Raw genomic sequence first — 20,613 nt, 5'->3', positions numbered from 1 at the left:
TAGCAGGCGGCACGGGGCTTGCTTTGCATTGGTCATGAAGCCAAGAACGTCATCATTCCGTCAGCTACTGGCAAAGTGCCTTGCTCCTTTGCCCGTTTTACTCGCTTTGCCGACAATCGGCTACAGCGGTACCGCGGCGGCGACCTTCACCAGCACTGAACAGCTTATCGGCGCCACCGAGGCCTTTCTTGAGCAGGCGACCACTGAATATCTACAGCGTAGCGAAATCCAGGGCCGCCATGAGATTCGTGTCAATCGTCTCGACCCACGGTTGCGTCTGCCGCTTTGCGATCAACCGCTGACGACGACACTGGAGAGCCCTGCGCAGCCGCTAGGCCGCGTCACCACTCGTGTACGTTGCGACGGCACCTCTCCCTGGACCGTATTTGTACCCGGCGAAGTACGGCTGTACCGGCCGGTCGTCGTACTCACCCGCCCGCTCAAGCGCATGAGCGTAGTCAAAGCAGCGGATCTCAGCCTGGTGGAACGCGATGTGGGACAACTCGGTCAGAACTTTCTGACTGACCCAGGGCAGGCAATTGGCAAGAAATTGACGCGACAACTGGGCGGCGATCAGGTTCTGGCTCCCAGCCATCTGCAAATTGCCGAGGTGGTGCGCCGCGGCGATCAGGTGGTCATCAGCGCTCGCGGTAAGACCGTCAACGTGCGCATGCCAGGTGAAGCCCTAACGGACGGTGCTCCTGGCCATCAGATCAATGTCCGCAACCTGCGCTCGCAACGGGTGATTCGTGCCCGAGTGGTCGGCCCGGGACAGGTGGAAGTGTCCATGTAGGCATGTTTCTTGTAACGTAATGGCTTGGCGATCCCCTACACTGTTTTCTGACGCATGAAATTAGCCCTAAAGTTTTCTCGGCAGCGGCCGAAAAGCTTGGCAAGCGTCCACCATATCGTCTGAGGTTTTGCATCATGGTCATCGACTTCAACCGGCTGAACAATGCCAATACGCCCGCCAATGCGGGGCGTACCGGCTCGACTCAGGCTGGCAATCGCAGCGAGTCGGCGCAGCCGAACAAAGCGCCTGTCACCGGCAGCGATGAACAAACCACCGCTAAAAGCGGCGAATCCGTGCAACTGAGCCGTGAGGCACAACAGTTGCAGAAAATCAGCGAGAAGCTGAGCGATCAGCCAATCGTCAACAAGGAGCGCGTGGCCCAGTTGAAACAGGCCATCGCTGACGGCAGCTATCAGGTCGACAGCAAACGCGTCGCTCAGAAACTGCTCGACTTCGAATCCCAGCGCTAGTCCCAGGGCTGCGCTGGGGGTGTTGGACGCCCGACCCCCAAGAGCCCGCCATGCACGACACAGCCCTGCTTGACCTGTTCACCACCGATATCGGCACCGCCGAGCAATTGCTTGAGCTGATCGACGCCGAATTCCAGGCCCTGAGCGAACGTGACCTGCCGCGTCTCGACGGCTTGCTTAACGACAAGCAACCCCTGCTTGCCCTGCTCCAGCAGCATGGCAACGAACGCAGCCGCCTGCTGCAGAACGCTGGCCTGACCGCAGATCGTGACGGACTGAGAGCACTGGCAGCGAACTCCGCCCAGGGCGAGCAGTTACTGGTTCGCAGCGAAGAACTGTCCAACCTGCTGCAACGCTGCCAGGAAGCCAATCTGCGCAATGGCCGCCTTGTGCGTGCCAACCAGGCATCAGTGCGCAGCGTCCTCGGCATCCTGCGCGGCGGCGAAACGCCAGGGCTCTATGACAGTCGTGGCAGTGCCGCTAGAATCGCGCAGCAAAGGCCACTCAGTCAGGCCTGAGCCCCTACCGATAAGTGAAACGCACAGGGACATGCAGGCACTTAGCCAGTATGCTAGTGCCGTTGTAGTCTTTTGACTCGGAGAGTTCCGAACTGTGTCCAGCGCGTTCAACGACGAGAGCGGCCCTCAGCCGCCAAAGGTGCTCAAGGCACCCGTGGAGATCATTGCCACCCTGCGCCAATTGCAACAGAACCATGACCCTCTGGTGATCCAGTTCAAAGATCGCAGCCAGCGTTTTCAGAGCTATCTGGTAGAAATTGACCGCGATCGGGCTCGTATCGCCCTCGATGAAATCATCCCGAACGATGGCGAACGTTTCTTCAAGCAAGGCGAAGGTTTCAAGGTCGAAGCATTTCGCGATGGCGTGCGCGTAGCCTGGAGCTGCGAGCACGACGTACAGCCAGGTGAGTTCGAAGGTGCCCCCTGCTACTGGGCGCCGTTGCCGCAAGAAGTGATTTACCACCAGCGCCGTAGTGCGTTTCGTGCACCACTCAAGCAAAGCGACCTGGTCAAGGTCGTGCTCAATGGCGACAAACTGCGCGAACCCATTCCTGGTCACCTGCTGGATATTTCCGCCACCGGCTGCAAGCTGCGTTTTGCCGGCAACCTCACCCAGCAATTGAGCAACGGCCAGGTACACGAGCGCCTCACCGCCCACCTGCCCTTCGGCGCGATGACCTGCGCCGTGGAGCTGCGCCATGTGCAATACGAAGAGAAGGTCGACATGACCTTCGTCGGCACCCGCTTCCACCGCATGAATGGTCTGGAACAACGCCAGGTCGAGCGTTTCGTCTACCAGTTGCAGCGCGAAGCACGCCGCACCGAGAGCGACGGCCCCTTCTGACCCCCTCTCCGATACGCGCAATGCAGTGGCAGCCCTACGGGGCTGCCTGTGCGTTCTGCTGTTCGTCTTCGGCTGCCGCGGCGGCAGCCGGCTCCTGCATCTGTTCCTGCACCGTTTGCTCGTCGACCCTGGGATCGAGCGCAGCGACCAGCGGTGAGCTGGTGACATTACCCGGCATGGCCATGTGCTGCAGCGGCGCATCCTCGACCTGATGCAGATGAGTGACCACCTCAGGCCGAATACGCCAGATCAGGATCAGCGCACAGACGCAAACGAACACGTACAGCATGTTGGCCCCGTAGAAGCGCATCAACACGCCCGTCAGCAGCGGGCCAATGCATGCGCCTACCCCAAAGGTGACCAGCAGCATGGCGGTCAGCGATACGCGTCGCTCCGGCTCGACATGGTCATTGGCAAGGGCCACCGCCAGCGGGTAGAGGCTGAACTGCATCAGGCTGACCAGAAAACCGACGACGATCAGCAATCCCAGGAAAACCTCGGGCAACGCAGCCAGCGGCAGTGCTGCAAGCAGCAGCAATACCGCACACCCACGGATCAGACGCACGCGGTCATGGCGATCCGACAACCAGCCCAATGGCCACTGCACCAGCAAGCCGGCCAGAATGCAGCTACCCATGAACAAGCCCACCTGCTCGGTCGATAGCCCCATGCGTGTCGCATACAGCGGCGCCAGACCATAGAAAGAGCCGATCAGCAGGCCGGCCACCGAAATCGTGGTCAGCGACAGCGGCACGCGACTGAGGAAGAAGCGCAGCTCCAGCGGCGCCGGATGCAAAGGCGCCGGGTGCAGACGTCGCGTCAGCGCCACGGGCACCAGGCACAGGGCAAAGCACAGGGCGACCAGCATCAGCAACTCCAGCCCCAGCGTCGGATGCACCACCAGGGTCAGTTGCCCGAGAATCAACCCCAGGTAGGAAGCCGCCATATACCCGCTGAACACCAGGCCACGCTGCTTCGCTTCGGCCTGCTCGTTGAGCCAGCTCTCGATCACCATGTACTGGCACATCATGCCCAGGCCCACCAGCATGCGCAGGAACAACCAGAACGGCAGCCACTCCACCAGGCCATGACCAAGCACCGCGGCGGTGACCACCCCGGCGCAGGCCACGTAGGCGCGAATGTGCCCTACCCGGCCGATCAGCCGATGCCCCAGCTTGCCGCCGAGCACCAGACCGAAATAGTTGGCCGCCATCAGCGCACCGACCCACAGACCATCCACCGTATCGGCCAGACGCAAGGCCAGATAAGTACTGAGCAAACCGGAGCCGAGCAACATGAGCAGGGTGGCAAAGTACAGCGAGCGGAATGACTTCCAGATCAGTCGCATTGGCGGGTAAAGCTCCTTGTGCACGGAAACCGGGAATGGCGTCAGGCTTGTGCGGCCAGAACACGGCGTTCCCAGGGTGTAATTTCATCGTAGAAGCTGGTCAGCTCCAGCGTCTTGCTGGCGATGTAACCTTCGATGAATTCCGCACCGAACAGTTCGATTGCCAACTCGCTGCGTTTCAGACGCTCGATAGCAGCGTGCATGGTACAGGGTAACGCCAATTCTTCCGGCACCTCGAACTCCCCCTGGATCGGCGCGCTGGGTTGCAGCTCGCGTTCCAGGCCATGCAGACCGGCGGCCAGGCTGGCAGCCAGAGCCAGATATGGATTGGCATCTGCGCCCGGCAGGCGGTTTTCCACACGCCGCGCCACTGGTGCACTGGCTGGAATGCGTAGCCCGGCGGCGCGGTTGTCGGCAGACCAGCAGGCATTGTTCGGCGATGCATAGGGATGACACAGGCGTTGGTAGGAGTTCACATGCGGTGCGAACAGCAGAGTGAAGTCGGCTAATGCCGCCTGCTGGCCACCGATGAAGTGATAAAAGGCCGGCGTCGCTTCGCCCTGCTCGTTGCTGAAGATGTTGCGCCCCGTCCCCTGCTCCACCACGCTCTGGTGGATATGCATGGAGCTACCCGGCGTGTGCGCCAATGGTTTGGCCATGCACACCACGGACAAACCGTGCTTGAAGCCGACTTCCTTGAGCAGGTGCTTGAACAGGAAGGTCTGATCGGCCAGTTGCAGCGCATCGCCGTGCAGCAGGTTGATCTCGAACTGACTGACGCCCATCTCGTGCATGAAGGTATCGCGCGGCAGGCCAAGCGCTTCCATGCAGCGATACACCTCGGTGAAGAATGGCCGCAAGCCATTGCCGGAGCTGACACTGAACGCCGAACCGCCATCCTCACGACGACCATCCAGCCCCGCTGGCGGCTGGAACGGCTGCTGCGGATCGGGATTGACGGCGAAGACGAAGAACTCCAGCTCGGTGGCCACCACCGGTTGCCAGCCGTGCTCGGCGTAACGCGCCAGCACGCGTTTGAGCAACGCACGAGTGGACAGCCCGGAGCTGCGCCCATCCAGCTCGTCCGCATCGCAGATGGCCAGTGCGCGTGGCGGCTCGCTCCAGGGCAGGCGATGAATCTGGCTCGGCTCGGCATTGAGCACGAGATCGCCGTCGTCGCTGCCATAGAAGCGCGCCGCCGGATAGCCACCCATGATGCATTGCAACAAGACGCCGCGGGCCAGTTGCAAACGCCGCCCCTCGATGAAGCCGCTGGCCGTCATCACCTTGCCGCGCGGCACGCCATTGAGATCCGGGGTCACGCAGTCGATTTCATCGATGCCACTGAGGAGAGTTTCCAGCGAAAGATGGCCGTCGTTGCTCATCTGCTGTTGTCCTTTGCCATTGGAAGTCCGTCGAGCGACGGGCAGTGACACAACATACGCAACGGGCGTTCAATATTTCAAGCAGTGCCGTGCGACGGCCTGGCCGGTCTCACCCACGACCTCTCCGGTCTAGGCGAGCAGCAGCTCCTGCAAACGACTCACCGCGGGCTTCTGCTCCAGTCCCTGACGTACGATGCACTCGAACTGCGCCTCGAAAGACAGGCTCTCGGGACGGATCGGCCGCAAACGTCCGCGATCCACCCAGGGCTGCGCATAGTGCGTGGGCAGGTAACCGATGTAGGTGCCGGAAAATATCAGCAGCGCTGTCGCCTCCATGGTGTAGGCATTGACGAAATGCTGAAAGCGCAGCTGGTGTGGCCGCCGACTTTCACTCAGATAACCACGATCGACATAAACGGCTTCGCTCAGGATATCGACACTCAGGCGCTCGTCCTTCATGGCGAAGAACGGATGGGCATCGCTGCAATAGAGCACATTGCGCTCACGACACAAGGGCGTGTAGTTCAGCCCCGAGAGATGGTGATGGAACGCGCCGACCGCCAGCTCCAGGCGCTCATCCAGCACGGCCTGCTCCAACTCGTCAGGCCGCATGATGTGCAGCTCGATGCCGGTTTCCGGAGTGACCTTGCGCAAGGCGGTGATGGCCCGCACCAGCGGAAACGCCTCGAAACTGGCCAGGGCGTCGACCGCACCGATCAACAAGGTCTCCCGCGGCCGCTGGCTGAGCGATGTGGTGCGATCCTGAAAATGCGAGACGCTGGCGAACAGCTCCTGCGCGGCGGCGTAGGTCTGCTGGCCCTGCTCCGTCAACTGGAAGCCCGACTTGCCACGCTTGCACAGCGAATAACCAAGACGCACCTCCAGATCGCGGACGATCACGCTGAGGCGCGGCAGGCTGATGTTGAGACGAGCCTGGGCGGCCGTGAAGCCGCCCGCCTCGACGATGGCACAGAACGTACGCAGCATGCGCAAGTCCACGTCGCTCAGGTTGCCTCGCATCGCTGATGTTCCATCCGAGTGGTAGCAGAGCGAGGATTGTGCCTCATTTGGGCGTCTGCAGCGCCCGTTCGGCCACCGATTCGGCAACGATGCACAGCAGTTCGAACAGCATCGTCGCCCCCACCAGCGCGGTACAGCCGCCGACATCGAAAGGTGGCGCGACCTCGACCACATCGGCACCGATCAGATTCAGCCCGCGCAGACCGCGAATCAGTTGCTGCGCCTGCAGCGTGGTCATGCCGCCAATCTCCGGTGTACCGGTGCCAGGCGCGAAGGCCGGATCGAGTACATCGACATCGAAGCTGACATAGGTCGGCTCGTTGCCAACGATCCTCCGGGCTTCGAGCAACGTGGCCTCGACACCGATATCGGCGAACTCTTCCATGGTGATGATGCGGATACCGACCTGCTCGGCGAAGTCCGTGTCGCTGGCCGAAGCCAGCGAGCCACGAATACCGATCTGCACGGTGCGTTTGGGATCTAGCAGCCCCTCCTCGACCGCACGGCGAAACGGTGTGCCATGGGTGTAGGGGTTGTCACCGAAGTAACGGTCGTTGGTGTCGGAGTGGGCATCGAAATGCACCATACCGATGGGCCGCTGGCGGGCGATAGCGCGAAACACCGGCAGCGTCACCAGATGGTCGCCACCGACCGACAGCGGCACGGCGCCTGCCGCGTGGACGGACGCGAGAAAGCCCTCGATACGCTTCAGCGCATCGAGCAGATCGATCGGATTGACCGGGGCATCGCCGAGATCGCCAACCCGAACCGCATCGTAGGGCGACAGCCCGGTGACCGGGTGCACCCGGCGGATGAGGCTGGACATATTGCGCACCTCGCGCGGACCATGCCGTGCACCGGCTCGGTTGGTCGTGCCACCGTCCCAGGGAATGCCGAGCAGCGCGATCTGCACCTGGGCGGGGTCTTCGAACGCCGGCAGGCGCATGAACGTAGGAAGGCCCGCGAAACGCGGTACCTGGTAAGCATCAAGGGGCTGGGGAAAAGCATGCGACATGATCGTGACTCCAGGGATGGACAGGATTACAAGACCGGCCACTCAGGCAACCGGCAAGGGTTCGGGGGAGATCGAGCGGTCATCGAGCTTCATGAAGCGGCGCACGCGCTGGATGGCTGGCGACGCCGAAGCGCAGGCGCCACGCTGAATCTGCAGCGGCGATGCATCGAGCTGGATGCGCCCCTGTTCCATGAACACGATGCGGTCGGAGGTCGACAGCGCGAAGTCCATCTCATGGGTCACCACAAGCATGGTCATGCCCTCGCGAGCGAGGTCATGGATGACATTGAGCACATCCGCCACCAGCTCCGGATCGAGCGCCGAGGTCGGCTCGTCGAATAACAGGACATCCGGACGCATGGCCAATGCACGAGCGATGGCCACCCGCTGTTGCTGACCGCCGGACAATTGATGCGGATAACGATTGGCATGACTGAGCAAACCGACCTTATCGAGCAGCGCGAAGGCGTTTTGCCGCGCTGCCTGCGGTGTATCCAGACCATGGCGAAGCGGCGCCAGGGTGATGTTCTCCAGCAGGGTCAGATGCGGAAACAGCTGGAAGTTCTGGAACACCATGCCGATCCGGCGAATGCCCTGGCGCACCTGTGGCGCGGTCGGTGAAATGTCCGCGGTGATGTATGGCGCATCGAACAGCACGATCTCACCTTGGTCGATCCGCTCGAGCGCATTGATGGTACGGATGAGCGAGGTCTTGCCCGAGCCGGACGGGCCGATGATGCTCACCACCTGGCCGCAGGAAATCTCCAGATCGATGCCCGAGAGCACCGCATTGCGCCCATAGGATTTGTGCAGGTTGCGCAGTCGCAGCGCCTTCGGTGCCCCGGTCTGCATCCTTGGCTGCGCGGCCACCGGGATGGCGGGTATGACTCTCGCTGCCTGGCAGGCATCGGCGTCGAGCAAGGCGGCGGAGCGACGCCCCAGGTCGAGGGAGTGCTCCAGGCGGCTGAATCCCCAGCCGAACAGGGTGACGATGAGCACGTAATAGACGGCGACAGCAGCCAGGGTCTCCAGAACCAGGAAGTTCTGCGAATACAGACGCTGGCCCGTCATCAGCAATTCGGGAAGTGAGATCACCGACACCAGCGAGCTGAGCTTGACGATGGTGACGTACTCGTTGACCAGCGTCGGCAGCGAGATACGAAAAGCCTGCTGCACCACGACTAAGCGCAGCGTCGTCCAGTAGGTGAAGCCCAGCGCATGCCCGGCCTCGCGCTGCCCGGCGGCGACGGACAGCAGGCCGCCGCGATGAATCTCGGCCATGTAGGCGGCCTCGGTCGCCACCAGACCGATCAGCCCCGCCGTGAACGGATTGCCCAGCCAGGCGCCGGTCTGCGGGAACAGTTGCGGCAGGTTGTAGACGAACACCAGCAGAACCAGCAGCGGAATGCTGCGAAAGAACCAGATGTACAGCCGCGCGGGCAGATTGAGCCCGCGCTTGGGCGACATCCGGGCACAGGCCAGCAGGAAACCAAGGCCAAGCCCCAGCACCCAGGCCGCGCTGCTGAGCACAATGACGGTGACGCATGCACGCCAGAAATCGCCAAGGGTGAACAGCGACAGAAAATAAGACCAGTCGAAAGTCATGAAGAACCTGCGTCAGGGGCGATCGAAGAAGAGGCAACGTGGTGCCGGTCAACCGGGCGCCTTCGCTGCCGCCCGGCTGACCGGCGTGGGGTGACGCATCACTCTTGCGTCACATCCTCGAGCTCGTACTTCTTGAGCAGGGCCTGATGCTCCCCGCTGTGACGCATGGCGGCCAGCGCCTGACGCAGTTGAGCCTGGAGGGCGTCATTGCCCTTACGCGTGAAAATGCCGAGGGTCTGCATGTAGATCATTCGCGATGAGCTGACCACCAGACGGCCACGCGAACGCTCGGCGAACATCTTGGCGGTACCGGCGATCTCGATCTGGGCGTCGATGTTCTTCGACAGCAGGGCCTGCGAAGCCTCTGGCGCCGTCGGGAATTCGCTGACGACGATCGGTGCCCTGCCGTTGGCGACACAGTGGCTGTCGGACAGCTCGCGAATTGGGGTGACCCAGGACGTACCCTGCTGCAGCCCCACTTTCAGCCCGCACAGCGCTTTCTCGTCCTCTGGCTGTACCGGGCTGTCCTTGTTGACCAGGATGAATGCACCGCTGCGCGCATAGGCAATGGCATCGGCCTGCTCCAGCCGCGGCGGCGTGATGTACAGCGCGGAGATGGTGGCATCGAACTTGTTGCCGTTGAGCCCCAGGATCAGGTTGGCGAACTTGGTGTCCTGGAAACGCACATCCAGCTGCATGTGCCGGGCGATTGCCTCGCTGAGTTCAGCATCGAAACCGACCACCTTGCCGTTCTCCCAGGACTCGAATGGCGGGTAATTGATTTCCATCGCGACGTTGAAGGTACCAGGCGTGATGACGCTTGCAGCACTCGCGGGTTGGGCGACGATAAGCGCAGCAGAGGCGATCAACGCCGCCGCGCACAGTACCTGCCGCCCTTGCTTGCAGACATGTCCGAGCATGGGAAGTCCTTATGAGTTGGCATTCTCGTGGGGGCAGGTTCGCAAGAGTCGGGGTTCATGAAACATGGCTGACCCGACTGAAGTCTTCACGCTGGAGCGTGATTATCGTTGTGCGTGGCGAAGTCACGATAAAGAGGAGGCAGGCCAGGTTGAATCCCGACTTGCAAAAGCTGGCTTTCGTATTTTCATAAATGAAGGCAACACGTGGACAAGCGACTGCGCAGGCTCGGCACTCTGGCGACAGGAACGCGCTGAGAACGACTGCAGGGAACGCTGGGGTTTGCATACATGCGACAGCTAATTGCAGCCCGTCGCCCTCCATTGCCCGGCGTCAAAGCAGCCAGTCAGGACTGTGCTAGAGTCGCGCGCTCTTTTTTGGCCCCTCCCAAGGCGGCCCTCCAAGCCCACAGAGACAGCGACATGACTGCCACCACCCAACCCCTACTGCGCCGGATCGCTCGCATCAGCCTGGTTGGCCAGATCGCCATTGGCCTGGTCGCCGGTATTGCCCTGGCCTTGATCGCCCCCGAAGCGGCGCGCTCCATCGCCCTGCTCGGCGAAGTCTTCATCGCCGCCCTGAAAGCCGTGGCACCGGTGCTGGTACTGGTGCTGGTCACCGCGTCCATCGCCAACCACCAACACGGCCAACAGACCCATATTCGTCCGATCCTGGTGATGTACCTGATCGGTACGCTGTCAGCGGCGCTGATTGGCGTCGCGGCCAGCTTCCTGTTTCCGTCGAACCTGGTACTGAGCAGCCCGGCAACGGAACTGAGCCCACCCGGTGGTATCGCCGAAGTGCTGCGTACCCTGCTGTTCAACGTGGTCGACAACCCTATCCACGCCCTGCTCAACGCCAACTACATCGGCATTCTGGCCTGGGCCATCGCCCTGGGCCTGGTATTCCGACAAGCCAGTGCGGGCAGCAAGCAACTGCTCGGAGAACTGTCCGACGGCATCACCCGCATCGTGCGCATGGTAATTCGCCTCGCCCCACTGGGCATCTTCGGCCTGGTCGCCGCTACCCTGGCCGACTCCGGCCTGGACGCCCTGCTCGGCTATTTGCATCTGCTCGCCGTGCTGGTCGGTTGCATGCTGTTGGTGGCGCTGGTGGTCAACCCGCTGCTGGTGTACTGGAAGATCCGTCGCAACCCTTACCCGCTGGTGCTGACCTGCTTGCGCGGCAGTGCGATCACTGCTTTCTTCACCCGCAGCTCGGCCGCGAACATCCCGGTCAACCTGCAGCTGTGCAAGGATCTGAACCTGCACGAAGAAACCTACTCGGTCTCCATCCCGCTCGGCGCCACCATCAACATGGCGGGCGCTGCCATCACCATCAGCGTGCTGACTCTGGCAGCGGTGCATACCCTGGGAATCCCAGTGGATCTGTTCACCGCCCTGCTGCTCAGCGTAGTCGCGGCGGTCTGCGCCTGCGGCGCCTCTGGCGTGGCCGGTGGCTCGCTGCTGCTGATTCCACTGGCCTGCGGCCTGTTCGGCATCCCCAACGACGTCGCCATGCAGGTGGTGGCCATCGGTTTCATCATCGGCATCGTGCAGGACTCGGCGGAAACCGCCATCAACTCCTCCACCGACGTGGTCTTCACCGCGGCCGTGTGCTGGGCCGAGGATCAGCGTCAGGCCTGAGCCTTGATGCTGAAAAGAAAAAGGCCTACGCAATGCGTAGGCCTTTTTGTTTGGCGTCCCCTGCTGGAATCGAACCAGCATCTAGCCCTTAGGAGGGGCTTATTCTATCCGTTGAACTAAGGGGACACGGCCGTATTGGCAACGGCCGGGCCGCATCTTAGCGGCGGCGCGCGCATTTGTCATGTCGCGCACCGCTCCGTGCCTAGCGCTGCCAGCCCAGGGAAACCACCTTGGCGCTAGCGGTAGCACGCACGGGTTGCAGGCCGCCGCGCAAACGCTCCAGCGCCATGCGATCGGCAATCGCGGTAGTGGTCTCACCCTCACGCTCGGCGCGCTGGAAGATTTCCGTCAGGGTCGGGCCGATGCCTTCGATATGCGCCTTGAGTTCAGCCGCACTGCCACCGGTGCGCTCGTAGCAGACGTCGATGATGCCGCCGGCATTGATCGCGTAGTCTGGCGCGTACAGGCATTCGCGGCGACGCAGCAGTTCAGCCAGACTGGCGTCGGCCAGTTGGTTGTTGGCCGCGCCGGCGATGATCGGCGCGCGCAGGGTTTCCAACGTCTGCAGGTTGATGATGGCGCCCAGCGCGCAGGGCGCGAACACGTCCACGTCGACGCGGTAGATCTCGTGCTGGCCAACTGCTGTAGCGCCCAGCTGGCTCACCGCGCGCTGCACGTTGGCCTCGACGATATCCGTCACCCACAGCTGCGCACCGGCCTCCTTGAGCAGTTTGGCCAGGCCGAAGCCGACCTGGCCGACGCCCTGGATGGCCACGCGCACACCCTGGAGATCCTGGCGGCCGAGACGATGCGCCACGGCCGCCTGGATGCCGATAAATACCCCATAAGCGGTCGAGGGCGACGGATCGCCGTCACGGCTGCCACCACCGAAGGCCTCACGCTGCCCCGCGCCAGCGACGTGGCGGGTGCGCTCGGCCATGATGCGCATCTCGGCCACGCCAGTGCCCGAGTCCGCCGCAGTGACATAGCGCCCGCCCAGGCTGTCGACGAAATCGCCCATGGCCTGGAACAGCGCCTCGCTCTTGCCTGTGTGCGGGTCGCCGATGATCACCGCCTTGCCGCCACCGAGCGGCAATCGGGCCAGGGCCGATTTGTAGGTCATGCCGCGCGACAGGCGCAGCACGTCGCGTAATGCTTCCTCGTCGCTGGCGTAGTTCCACATGCGGCAGCCGCCCAGTGCGGGGCCGAGGGTGCTGTCGTGAATGGCGATGATGGCTTTCAGACCGCTGGCCTTGTCGTGGCCGTAAACCACCTGTTCGTGCTGATCGAAGTCGACGTGATTGAAGACGGACATCGGGTTACCTCGGATATAAAAAGCCGCCCCTCCCCCGCACGGGAGAGGGTGGCAAAGGGGATGGGTTGAGGCTCAGGCAGCCGGTTCGAACAACTGCACCGCCGCGATCTCGCTGACGGTCAGACGCGCCTTGAGCTGACTCGCCTGCTCGCGCGCCTTGGCCAGCGCAGCTTCCTTGACGTGGCCATAACCGCGGATCTGCTCCGGAACCTCGGCCAGCGCCACTGCCGTGCGGTAGTTGCCAGCGTTGAGCTCGCCCAGCAGGTAGGCCACGTTGGCTTCGTACTCCTCGATCAGCTCGCGCTCCAGGCGACGCTCGGCACTGTGGCCGAACGGATCGAGCACACTGCCACGCAGGAACTTGAAGCGCGCCAGCACGCCGAACGCCTTGAGCATCCAGGGGCCGAAGCTGCGCTTGCGTGGCTGGCCAGTGACCGCATCGGGCTTGCTCAACCAGCTCGGCGCCAGGTGGAACTGCAACCGGTAGTCGCCTTCGAACTGCGCTTCGAGCTGCTTGCGGAAGGTGGCATCGCTGTACAGCCTCGCCACTTCGTACTCGTCCTTGTAGGCCAGCAGCTTGAAGTAGTAGCGCGCCACAGCCTTGCTCAGGCGCTGCTGGGCATCGGTATCGGCCTTGCGCACGCGCTCGACCAGCTCACGGTAGCGCTCGGCATAGGCGGCGTTCTGGTAGGCGGTCAGGCGCTGCACGCGGTCGGCGACGATCTCCTCCAGCGTACTGCAATGCGGCGCCTCGACGACCTTGGGCGCGGCGACCTTCTCCACCGCGGCCAGGTCATGTGCGGCACGACGGCCCCAGAGAAACGCCTGCTGGTTGAGTTGAACGGCCACGCCGTTGAGCTCGATAGCCTTGTTGATCGCCTCCGCCGATACCGGCACCAGGCCCTGCTGGTAGGCATAGCCGAGCATGAACAGGTTGGTGGCGATGCTGTCACCGAGCAGGCGAGTGGCCAGGCGGGTGGCGTCGACGAAGCGGGTCTTGCCCTCGCCCACCGCCTCGCTGAGCGCTTCGCGCATGGCCGCGCCGGGCACCTGGGCGTCCGGGTTGCGGGTGAACTCGGCAGTGGCCGCTTCATGGCTGTTGATCACCGCATGGGCGATCTTGTCGTTGAGCTTGGCCAGCGCCTCTTCACTGGACGACACCACCAGGTCGCAGCCCAGCAGCAGATCGGTTTCCCCGGCGGCGATGCGCACCGCGTAGATGTCGCTCTGCCGTGCGGCGATACGGATGTGGGTGATCACCGGGCCGAACTTCTGTGCCAGGCCAGCCTGGTCGAGCACGGTGCAACCCTTGCCTTCGATATGCGCGGCCATGCCCAGCAGCGCGCCGACGGTGGTCACGCCGCTGCCGCCAACGCCGGGCAGGAGGATGTTCCAGGGCCGGTTAAGGACTGGTTGCTTGGGCTCCGGCAAGGCGATGAACAGCGCACTCAGACCAACGGCCTCGGGCTTGCGCAGGCTGCCGCCGTGAACGGTGACGAAGCTCGGGCAGAAGCCCTCCAGGCAACTGAAGTCTTTGTTGCAGGCGTTCTGGTCGATCTCGCGCTTGCGTCCCAGCTCGGTTTCCAGCGGCAGCACCGACAGGCAGTTGGACTTGACGCTGCAATCACCGCAGCCCTCGCACACCGCCGGATTGATGAACGCACGCTTGGCCGGATCGACCATCTTGCCGCGCTTGCGCCGACGACGTTTCTCGGTGGCGCAGGTCTGGTCATAGAGGATCACCGAGCAGCCCTTGACCTCGCGCAGCTCGCGTTGCACGGCGTCCAGCTCGCGGCGGTGGTGGAAGGTCACGCCCGGCGCGAAAGTAGCTCGGGTCGGGTATTTGTCCGGCTCGTCACTGACCAGGGCAATGCGCTTCACGCCCTCGGCATGCACCTGTTGGCTGAGCTGGTCGATGCGCAGTTCGCCGTCGATGGGCTGGCCACCGGTCATCGCCACCGCATCGTTGTAGAGAATCTTGTAGGTGATATTGACTCCGGCGGCCACGGCCGCGCGCAGAGCCAGATGGCCGGAGTGGAAGTAGGTGCCGTCACCGAGGTTCTGAAATACGTGCGGAGTATCGGTGAATGGCGCCTGGCCGATCCAGGTGGCGCCCTCGCCGCCCATCTGGGTGAAGGTGTCGGTGCTGCGATCCATCCACTGGGTCATGTAGTGGCAACCGATACCACCGAGAGCGCGGCTGCCTTCGGGCACCTTGGTCGAGCTATTATGCGGGCAACCGGAGCAGAAATGCGGGGTGCGCGCAGTCTTGTGCTTGGGCACAGCCAGCGCCTTCTCCTTGGCATCGAGGAAGGCCAGGCGCTCCTCGATGGTCGGGCTGCTGTAGATCGGCGCCAGGCGCTTGGCGATCACCCGGGCGATCATTGCCGGAGTCAATTCACCGAGGTTGGGCAGCAACGAATTACCCTCTTCGTCGAACTCGCCAACCACGCGCGGGCGCTTGCCCACCGGCCAGTTGTAGAGCTGACCGGTTAGCTGGTCTTCGATGATGCTGCGTTTTTCTTCCACCACCAGAATTTCGTCCAGCCCCTCTGCAAAGCCATGCACCGACACCGGCTCCAGCGGCCAGCTCATACCGACCTTGAGCACACGCAAGCCGACCTTGGCGCACAGCGCTTCGTCTAGGCCTAGATCATCCAGAGCCTGACGCACATCGAGGTAGGACTTGCCGGTGGTGATGATGCCGAGGCGCGGGTTGGGCGAATCGAGCTTGACCTGGTTGAGGTTGTTGGCCAAGGCGAAGGCGCGCGCGGCGTAGATCTTGTAAACGTTGAGACGCTTTTCCTGCGCCAGGGGCGGATCGGGCCAGCGGATGTGCACGCCGTCTTCGGGTAGCTGGAAATCCTCGGGAATCTTGATCTGGATACGCAGTGGGTCGACGTCCACCACAGCCGAAGAGTCGACGTTCTCGGCAATGGTCTTCAGCGCCACCCAGCAGCCGCTGTAGCGCGACAGCTCCCAGCCGATGATGCCGTAGTCCAGCACTTCCTGGACGTTGGCCGGGTTGAGCACCGGGATCGACGCAGCGATGAAGGCATGCTCGCTCTGGTGGGCGATGGTCGAGGACTTGCAGCCATGGTCGTCGCCAGCCAGCACCAGCACACCGCCATGCTTGGAAACGCCGGCCGAGTTGCCATGCTTGAATACGTCACCACTGCGGTCGACGCCGGGCCCCTTGCCGTACCACATGGCGAACACGCCGTCGTAGCGCGCGCCAGGGAACAGGTTGGCCTGCTGGCTGCCCCACACTGCCGTCGCACCCAACTCTTCGTTTACGCCGGGCTGGAAGTGGATGTGGTTTTCCTTCAGGTACTCGCGCGCATCCCACAGGCTCTTGTCCAGACCGCCCAGGGGCGAGCCGCGATAGCCGGAGATGAAGCAGGCGGTATTGAGTCCGAAGGCGGCGTCACGCTGCTTCTGCAGCATGGGCAGGCGGGTGAGCGCCTGAGTGCCGGTCAAATAGAGGTGACCAGTAGCGAGGCGATATTTGTCATCCAGGCGGATTTCGGCCAGTGACATGGAGCGCTCCTTTTATTGTTATGGCGAGCACAAGGAACGCGACGGTAGACACGCTCCGTTGAGTCCTGCCGCAGGATCACTGCGACGGATTTGCCTAAATCATGACTGGAGGGTTACGCTTTTTTCTTTCTATTTTCGAGTAGCGAAGGCGATACTTCGCATGATCCTTCCAACAATCACAATAAATTGGAAAAAATCATGCAGGACAAGCTCAGCCCCATCGACCGCCGGATTCTCCGCCTGCTGCAACACAACGCCGACCTCTCGGCCGCCGAGGTGGCGGAAAAGGTCGAACTGTCGCAGTCCCCATGCTGGCGGCGGATCAACCGCATGCAGGAAGAGGGACTGATCGAACGCAAGGTCGCCCTGCTCAATCACAAGCGCCTGGGCTTCGGCATCACGGTGTTCGTCGACATCAAGCTGTCGGCCCACGGTCGCGGCAATCTGGACGAGTTCGAGCAAGCCGTGGTCGGCTACCCGCAGGTGCTGGAGTGCTACAGCATGGCCGGCGGCTCGGATTACCTGCTCAAGGTGGTGGCCAAGGACATCGCCGATTACGAGCGCTTCCTGCGTGACCACCTGCTGCAGCGCCCGCACGTGCACGAGGCGCACTCGCATATCGCCATGAGCGAGGTCAAACGCACCACCGAGCTGCCGCTGGATTGAATGGATTTACACGCGGCACCTGCGCGGCGCCGCGGGGTTCTGAAGCGTCGGCTCTACTCCTGAGAGAGGCCTTCGATCACTTGTTCGATGATGCCCGCCAGAGCCGTCACCGGATCGTCGAACTGCCCGTCGATCACCAGCAACCGTGCACCAGCCGCCTCGATGGCGCTGGCCAGGGCCTCGTCCGCCTTGCGGTCGCTCAGCACCAGGCGCACATCGTTGTCCTCCAGCGTCGTCTTGAGCTGCTCGAGCAAGGCCTTCCCGCCACCAGCCAAGGCCGGCAACTCCACCACGTCCAGATTGAGGCTGGTGGTCAGGTAAGCAAAATCAGGCGACAGGCTGGCAACAGCAAGGTTGTCCAATTCGGCCAGACGGTTTTCGCTGTCCGCGCTCAGCGTCAGCAGACGCTGCTTGATCGCCGCCAGATTGCTCGCGATCAGCTCGGCATCATTCGGGCTCAGGCGCACCAGATCGGCAGCGATGACATCAGCCATCCGGCCGAGGTTGTTGATGCTCAGCCAGGGCTGCTCAGCCAGGGCATTGCCACCGTCCGGGCGCAATGCGATGCCGGGCAACGCACCATCCACGGGCCGTGCACCATCCACCTCGACGATGCGAATGTTGCTGCGGCGTGCCAATGGATAAAGCGGATCGTCCGGCCACAATGAACGCAGTGCGATCACCGCGTCGGCATCACGCGCGGCCTTTTCCAGAGCACCTGCCCCTCGCCCCGTGAAGAACGACACCTGGCGGCTGGCCGGCAGATTGGCAGGCGCCGCTCGTACGAGCTGCGCCTGCGTACCTTGCAGGAGAATGGAGCCGAGACCATGGGTGATCGGCAGGCTGGCGAGCACCCGCACGGGCTCAGCCGCCACCGTCATCGAGGCAACGAGCAACGCGCCGATGGCAGCGGCGAGATTGACGAATACTTTGTTCATCCCAGATTCCCTTTGAGACTCGGCAGCAGGCTGCGGGCGATAGCGGCGCCAGCGAAGACGATGCCAGCCATGATGATGATCGAAGCACCGGACGGCACCGGCAGCTCCAGAGCGATGGGCAGGAAGATGCCGATCAGCGTACAGAAGGTGGCGATCAGTACCGACAGCCAGAAGAAGCCTTTCAACGACTGACTGAGCAGCCGCGCGGCGGCAGCCGGGATCACCAGCAGCGCCCCGACCAGGATGGCGCCGATGACCTTCACCGCCGCCACCGTAACCAGCGCCACCAGCATGACGAACAGGTAGTCCAAGGGCCCCACCGCAACGCCGCGCACGCTGGCCAGTTGCGGGTTGAAGCTGGCGAGCATAAAGCGGTTGTACATCGGAATGGTCAGGGCCATCACCAGCAGCGAGACCAGGGTCAGCACCGCGAGATCCTGGGCGTTGACCGTCAGCACCGAGCCGAACAGTACGTTCTCCAGGATATGGATATTGATACGCCCGGCCAGCACCAGCAGCAGGCTGGCGCCCACTGCCAGCGATACGGAAAGGAACACGCCGATCAGGGTGTCCGGCGACAATCCCGTACGGTTGCGCAGGTAGTTGAGCAGCAGACCGAACAGCAGGCAGTATCCGAACAGGCTGCCGTAGGGGCCCGTGTAAGGCTCACCGAGCAGGATGCCGATGGCGACACCCGTCAGTGCCGCGTGGCCAACCGCCTCGGAGAAGAAGGCAAATCGCTTGACCACTACCAGGGTACCGAGGCCGCCCAGCACCGGGCCGATCAGCAAGCCGGCGAACAGGGCATTGACCACGAAACCGTAGGCCAATGCCTCGGGCAGATAACCGGCACCGGCCCAGCCCTGAATCAGCAGGCGCAGTTGCTCGAAGAACGTGCTCATACGCCTCCCTCCCCGCCAGCCTGTGACTGACTGGAGAACAGTTGCAGCAACCTCTCCGGCTGCAGCGCTACCTGCGGCGCGTCGTCGAACAGCACGCGGCGATTCAGGCCGGTGACGCGATCGGCCAGACGCCCGACCGCCTGCAGGTCGTGCTCCACCCAGAGCACGGTCACACCCGCCCGACGCCAGTCGTTCAGCAATCGTTCGAACACCTGCATGCCGGGCTCATCCAGGGCGGCCATGGGCTCATCGAGAATCAACAGTTGCGCTGCCGGCACCAAACCCTGAGCCAGCAACACGCGCTGGCGCTCGCCGCCGGACAATGCGCCCATACGCCGCTTGCGCTTGTCCAGCATGCCCACGCGTGCCAGCGCCTCTTCGATGGCCGGGGCATGGCGCCGTGACAGGCCAAGAAAGGCCGGCCGTACCTGGCACATGGCGGCCATGAAATCGTCCACCGTCATCGGCAGACCACGATCGAACTCCAATGCCTGAGGCACGTAGCCGATGACGCCTGGCGCATCCGGCCAGTCGAGGCTCAGCTCACCACGGTGTGGCATCTGCCCAAGCAGGGTCTTGATCAGCGAACTCTTGCCGCCGCCGTTGGGGCCGACCAGTGCATGCACGCTACCGGCACGTACCTGAAAGGAGATTCGCTCAAGAATACGCGTACGGCCGAGTTCGAGACTGACATCGGCGAAGTCGATGGAGGGACCGGCGACCGCCGTGACGGGCAAGGTTTCGACGGCGGTCATGCACCGTTCTCCTGGATCGCCCGCACCACGGTATCGAGGTTACGGGTCATCTCCTCCTCGTACTTGCGCGGGGTGTACTCGCCGTAGGAAATATGCGTGAGCGGATACAGGTGAACCCCGGACTCACGCTGGATGGTCTCGACGTAGGTCGAAGGGAAATCCATCTCCGAGAAGATCACCTGCACGTCCAGCTCCTTGAGCTGATCGATGGTCTTCTTCAACTGGCTCGGACTCGGCTCGATACCGTGCGCAGGCTCGACCACCGCCGTCACTTCCAGGCCGAACTCACGCAGCAGGTAGTCGTAGGCGCCATGGATGGTCGCCACACGCAACTCGGCCCCCCGCTCCTGGCTCAATTGCCCCAGCGCCTGGGCACGCAGCGTGCGCAGGCGCTTACCGTAGGCGCGCGCGTTCTGCCGATAGGCTTTGGCGTTATCCGGATCGAGCTTGCCCAGTTCCCGGGCAATGGTATTGACCTGGGCGATGGACGCGCTGATCGACAGGAAGGTGTGCGGGTTGACCACCTTGCCCGCCCCGCGCGCCGCCTGGCCGGTAGCCGCGAGCAAGGGCACGCCGGCATTGGCCTCGATCAACGCCACATCCGGTTTCTCACTGGCGGCGATCATGCGTTCGGCGAAGTCGTCGTGGCCCACGCCATTGAGCACCACCACATCCAGGCCACCAATGCGTTTGATGTCCTCGGCACGCGGCTCGTAGGCATGCGGATTGAAGCCGGCGGGAATCAGCGGCACCACTTCGGCCTTGTCGCCGACGATGTTGCTGACGTAGCTGTAATAGGGATGCAGGGTAATGCCGATGCGCAGGCGCTTGCCCTCGGCGGCATTGACCAGGCCTGGCAGCACTGCGGCGCCAAGACAGATGAGAACGGCTGCCAGCAGGCGGCGGCGCAATGGGGAGCGATGAAGGGTCGACAT

Annotated in this window: 18 protein-coding genes and 1 tRNA gene; 6 read left to right on the top strand and 13 right to left on the bottom strand. The window is 63.0% G+C overall.

Annotated elements, in window-relative coordinates; all coding sequences use genetic code 11:
• Nucleotides 1–34: 34 nt before the first annotated feature.
• The 4 genes from flgA to C7A17_RS20330 all read left to right on the top strand — a co-directional run bounded on the left by flgA (nucleotide 35) and on the right by C7A17_RS20330 (nucleotide 2,625).
• Nucleotides 35–793, top strand: coding sequence for a flagellar basal body P-ring formation chaperone FlgA (flgA, locus tag C7A17_RS20345; RefSeq protein WP_106739786.1), 759 nt, complete (start codon nucleotides 35–37; stop codon nucleotides 791–793).
• Between the two features lie 134 nt (nucleotides 794–927).
• Nucleotides 928–1,263, top strand: a complete 336-nt coding sequence (gene flgM, locus C7A17_RS20340) for a flagellar biosynthesis anti-sigma factor FlgM (RefSeq protein ID WP_106739783.1) — start codon at nucleotides 928–930, stop codon at nucleotides 1,261–1,263.
• Between the two features lie 50 nt (nucleotides 1,264–1,313).
• Nucleotides 1,314–1,781, top strand: coding sequence for a flagella synthesis protein FlgN (locus C7A17_RS20335; protein ID WP_106739781.1), 468 nt, complete (start codon nucleotides 1,314–1,316; stop codon nucleotides 1,779–1,781).
• Between the two features lie 94 nt (nucleotides 1,782–1,875).
• Complete coding sequence (locus tag C7A17_RS20330) at nucleotides 1,876–2,625, top strand: flagellar brake protein (RefSeq protein ID WP_106739778.1); 750 nt, start codon at nucleotides 1,876–1,878, stop codon at nucleotides 2,623–2,625.
• Between the two features lie 34 nt (nucleotides 2,626–2,659).
• Here C7A17_RS20330 and C7A17_RS20325 read toward each other — a convergent pair whose 3' ends face one another.
• From C7A17_RS20325 to C7A17_RS20300, 6 genes are all read right to left on the bottom strand, one after another.
• The gene (locus C7A17_RS20325) at nucleotides 2,660–3,973 is read right to left on the bottom strand and encodes an MFS transporter (protein WP_106739776.1); all 1,314 of its coding nucleotides are present in this window, start codon (nucleotides 3,971–3,973) and stop codon (nucleotides 2,660–2,662) included.
• 41 nt (nucleotides 3,974–4,014) lie between these two features.
• Nucleotides 4,015–5,358, bottom strand: coding sequence for a glutamine synthetase family protein (locus C7A17_RS20320; protein ID WP_106739773.1), 1,344 nt, complete (start codon nucleotides 5,356–5,358; stop codon nucleotides 4,015–4,017).
• A 129-nt stretch (nucleotides 5,359–5,487) separates the two neighbouring features.
• Nucleotides 5,488–6,378, bottom strand: coding sequence for a LysR family transcriptional regulator (locus C7A17_RS20315; protein WP_106739771.1), 891 nt, complete (start codon nucleotides 6,376–6,378; stop codon nucleotides 5,488–5,490).
• Between the two features lie 43 nt (nucleotides 6,379–6,421).
• On the bottom strand, nucleotides 6,422–7,393 hold the full coding sequence (gene speB / locus C7A17_RS20310; RefSeq protein WP_106739769.1) for an agmatinase: 972 nt from the start codon (nucleotides 7,391–7,393) through the stop codon (nucleotides 6,422–6,424).
• A 42-nt stretch (nucleotides 7,394–7,435) separates the two neighbouring features.
• Complete coding sequence (locus tag C7A17_RS20305) at nucleotides 7,436–8,998, bottom strand: amino acid ABC transporter permease/ATP-binding protein (RefSeq protein ID WP_106739766.1); 1,563 nt, start codon at nucleotides 8,996–8,998, stop codon at nucleotides 7,436–7,438.
• Between the two features lie 98 nt (nucleotides 8,999–9,096).
• Nucleotides 9,097–9,918 (bottom strand): transporter substrate-binding domain-containing protein, encoded by an 822-nt coding sequence (locus tag C7A17_RS20300; RefSeq protein WP_106739763.1) that lies wholly within the window; start codon nucleotides 9,916–9,918, stop codon nucleotides 9,097–9,099.
• A 420-nt stretch (nucleotides 9,919–10,338) separates the two neighbouring features.
• Here C7A17_RS20300 and sstT point away from each other — a divergent pair, with 420 nt between their 5' ends.
• Nucleotides 10,339–11,562 (top strand): serine/threonine transporter SstT, encoded by a 1,224-nt coding sequence (gene sstT / locus C7A17_RS20295; protein WP_106739761.1) that lies wholly within the window; start codon nucleotides 10,339–10,341, stop codon nucleotides 11,560–11,562.
• Nucleotides 11,563–11,613: 51 nt separating this feature from the next.
• Here sstT and C7A17_RS20290 read toward each other — a convergent pair.
• The 3 genes from C7A17_RS20290 to C7A17_RS20280 all read right to left on the bottom strand — a co-directional run bounded on the left by C7A17_RS20290 (nucleotide 11,614) and on the right by C7A17_RS20280 (nucleotide 16,417).
• Nucleotides 11,614–11,688: transfer RNA gene (locus tag C7A17_RS20290), tRNA-Arg, on the bottom strand.
• A 76-nt stretch (nucleotides 11,689–11,764) separates the two neighbouring features.
• Nucleotides 11,765–12,877, bottom strand: a complete 1,113-nt coding sequence (locus C7A17_RS20285) for a Leu/Phe/Val dehydrogenase (RefSeq protein ID WP_106739758.1) — start codon at nucleotides 12,875–12,877, stop codon at nucleotides 11,765–11,767.
• Between the two features lie 72 nt (nucleotides 12,878–12,949).
• Nucleotides 12,950–16,417, bottom strand: a complete 3,468-nt coding sequence (locus C7A17_RS20280; RefSeq protein WP_106739756.1) for an indolepyruvate ferredoxin oxidoreductase family protein — start codon at nucleotides 16,415–16,417, stop codon at nucleotides 12,950–12,952.
• A 198-nt stretch (nucleotides 16,418–16,615) separates the two neighbouring features.
• Between C7A17_RS20280 and C7A17_RS20275 the strand changes: the two genes are divergently transcribed.
• Nucleotides 16,616–17,083 (top strand): Lrp/AsnC family transcriptional regulator, encoded by a 468-nt coding sequence (locus tag C7A17_RS20275; protein ID WP_013714912.1) that lies wholly within the window; start codon nucleotides 16,616–16,618, stop codon nucleotides 17,081–17,083.
• 53 nt (nucleotides 17,084–17,136) lie between these two features.
• Here the strand turns inward: C7A17_RS20275 and C7A17_RS20270 are convergent, their stop codons facing one another.
• The 4 genes from C7A17_RS20270 to C7A17_RS20255 are packed head-to-tail and all read right to left on the bottom strand — an operon-like array spanning nucleotide 17,137 to nucleotide 20,613.
• A complete protein-coding gene (locus C7A17_RS20270; RefSeq protein WP_106739753.1) occupies nucleotides 17,137–18,021 on the bottom strand; it encodes a metal ABC transporter substrate-binding protein in 885 nt (294 codons plus the stop codon).
• Nucleotides 18,018–18,923, bottom strand: a complete 906-nt coding sequence (locus C7A17_RS20265) for a metal ABC transporter permease (RefSeq protein WP_106739751.1) — start codon at nucleotides 18,921–18,923, stop codon at nucleotides 18,018–18,020. Before C7A17_RS20265 ends, C7A17_RS20270 begins: the two co-directional genes overlap by 4 nt.
• Nucleotides 18,920–19,678 carry a metal ABC transporter ATP-binding protein gene (locus C7A17_RS20260; protein WP_106739748.1) on the bottom strand — a complete coding sequence of 253 codons (759 nt, stop codon included), beginning with the start codon at nucleotides 19,676–19,678 and terminating at the stop codon, nucleotides 18,920–18,922. Before C7A17_RS20260 ends, C7A17_RS20265 begins: the two co-directional genes overlap by 4 nt.
• A complete protein-coding gene (locus tag C7A17_RS20255) occupies nucleotides 19,675–20,613 on the bottom strand; it encodes a metal ABC transporter substrate-binding protein (RefSeq protein WP_106739746.1) in 939 nt (312 codons plus the stop codon). Before C7A17_RS20255 ends, C7A17_RS20260 begins: the two co-directional genes overlap by 4 nt.

Origin of the sequence: Pseudomonas mendocina (genome assembly GCF_003008615.1) — a bacterium.
In the GTDB taxonomy this organism is placed as follows: domain Bacteria; phylum Pseudomonadota; class Gammaproteobacteria; order Pseudomonadales; family Pseudomonadaceae; genus Aquipseudomonas; species Aquipseudomonas mendocina_C.
This window is presented reverse-complemented; position numbering and strand designations above follow the sequence as displayed.

Coding starts and splice junctions, on each gene's coding strand:
- C7A17_RS20255 (WP_106739746.1), bottom strand. CDS start 20,613: ATGTCGACCCTTCATCGCTCCCCATTGCGCCGCCGCCTGCTGGCAGCC.
- C7A17_RS20265 (WP_106739751.1), bottom strand. CDS start 18,923: ATGAGCACGTTCTTCGAGCAACTGCGCCTGCTGATTCAGGGCTGGGCC.
- C7A17_RS20285 (WP_106739758.1), bottom strand. CDS start 12,877: ATGTCCGTCTTCAATCACGTCGACTTCGATCAGCACGAACAGGTGGTT.
- speB (WP_106739769.1), bottom strand. CDS start 7,393: ATGTCGCATGCTTTTCCCCAGCCCCTTGATGCTTACCAGGTACCGCGT.
- C7A17_RS20320 (WP_106739773.1), bottom strand. CDS start 5,358: ATGAGCAACGACGGCCATCTTTCGCTGGAAACTCTCCTCAGTGGCATC.
- C7A17_RS20275 (WP_013714912.1), top strand. CDS start 16,616: ATGCAGGACAAGCTCAGCCCCATCGACCGCCGGATTCTCCGCCTGCTG.
- C7A17_RS20260 (WP_106739748.1), bottom strand. CDS start 19,678: ATGACCGCCGTCGAAACCTTGCCCGTCACGGCGGTCGCCGGTCCCTCC.
- C7A17_RS20325 (WP_106739776.1), bottom strand. CDS start 3,973: ATGCGACTGATCTGGAAGTCATTCCGCTCGCTGTACTTTGCCACCCTG.
- C7A17_RS20305 (WP_106739766.1), bottom strand. CDS start 8,998: ATGACTTTCGACTGGTCTTATTTTCTGTCGCTGTTCACCCTTGGCGAT.
- flgM (WP_106739783.1), top strand. CDS start 928: ATGGTCATCGACTTCAACCGGCTGAACAATGCCAATACGCCCGCCAAT.
- C7A17_RS20300 (WP_106739763.1), bottom strand. CDS start 9,918: ATGCTCGGACATGTCTGCAAGCAAGGGCGGCAGGTACTGTGCGCGGCG.
- C7A17_RS20280 (WP_106739756.1), bottom strand. CDS start 16,417: ATGTCACTGGCCGAAATCCGCCTGGATGACAAATATCGCCTCGCTACT.
- C7A17_RS20335 (WP_106739781.1), top strand. CDS start 1,314: ATGCACGACACAGCCCTGCTTGACCTGTTCACCACCGATATCGGCACC.
- sstT (WP_106739761.1), top strand. CDS start 10,339: ATGACTGCCACCACCCAACCCCTACTGCGCCGGATCGCTCGCATCAGC.
- flgA (WP_106739786.1), top strand. CDS start 35: ATGAAGCCAAGAACGTCATCATTCCGTCAGCTACTGGCAAAGTGCCTT.
- C7A17_RS20315 (WP_106739771.1), bottom strand. CDS start 6,378: ATGCGAGGCAACCTGAGCGACGTGGACTTGCGCATGCTGCGTACGTTC.
- C7A17_RS20270 (WP_106739753.1), bottom strand. CDS start 18,021: ATGAACAAAGTATTCGTCAATCTCGCCGCTGCCATCGGCGCGTTGCTC.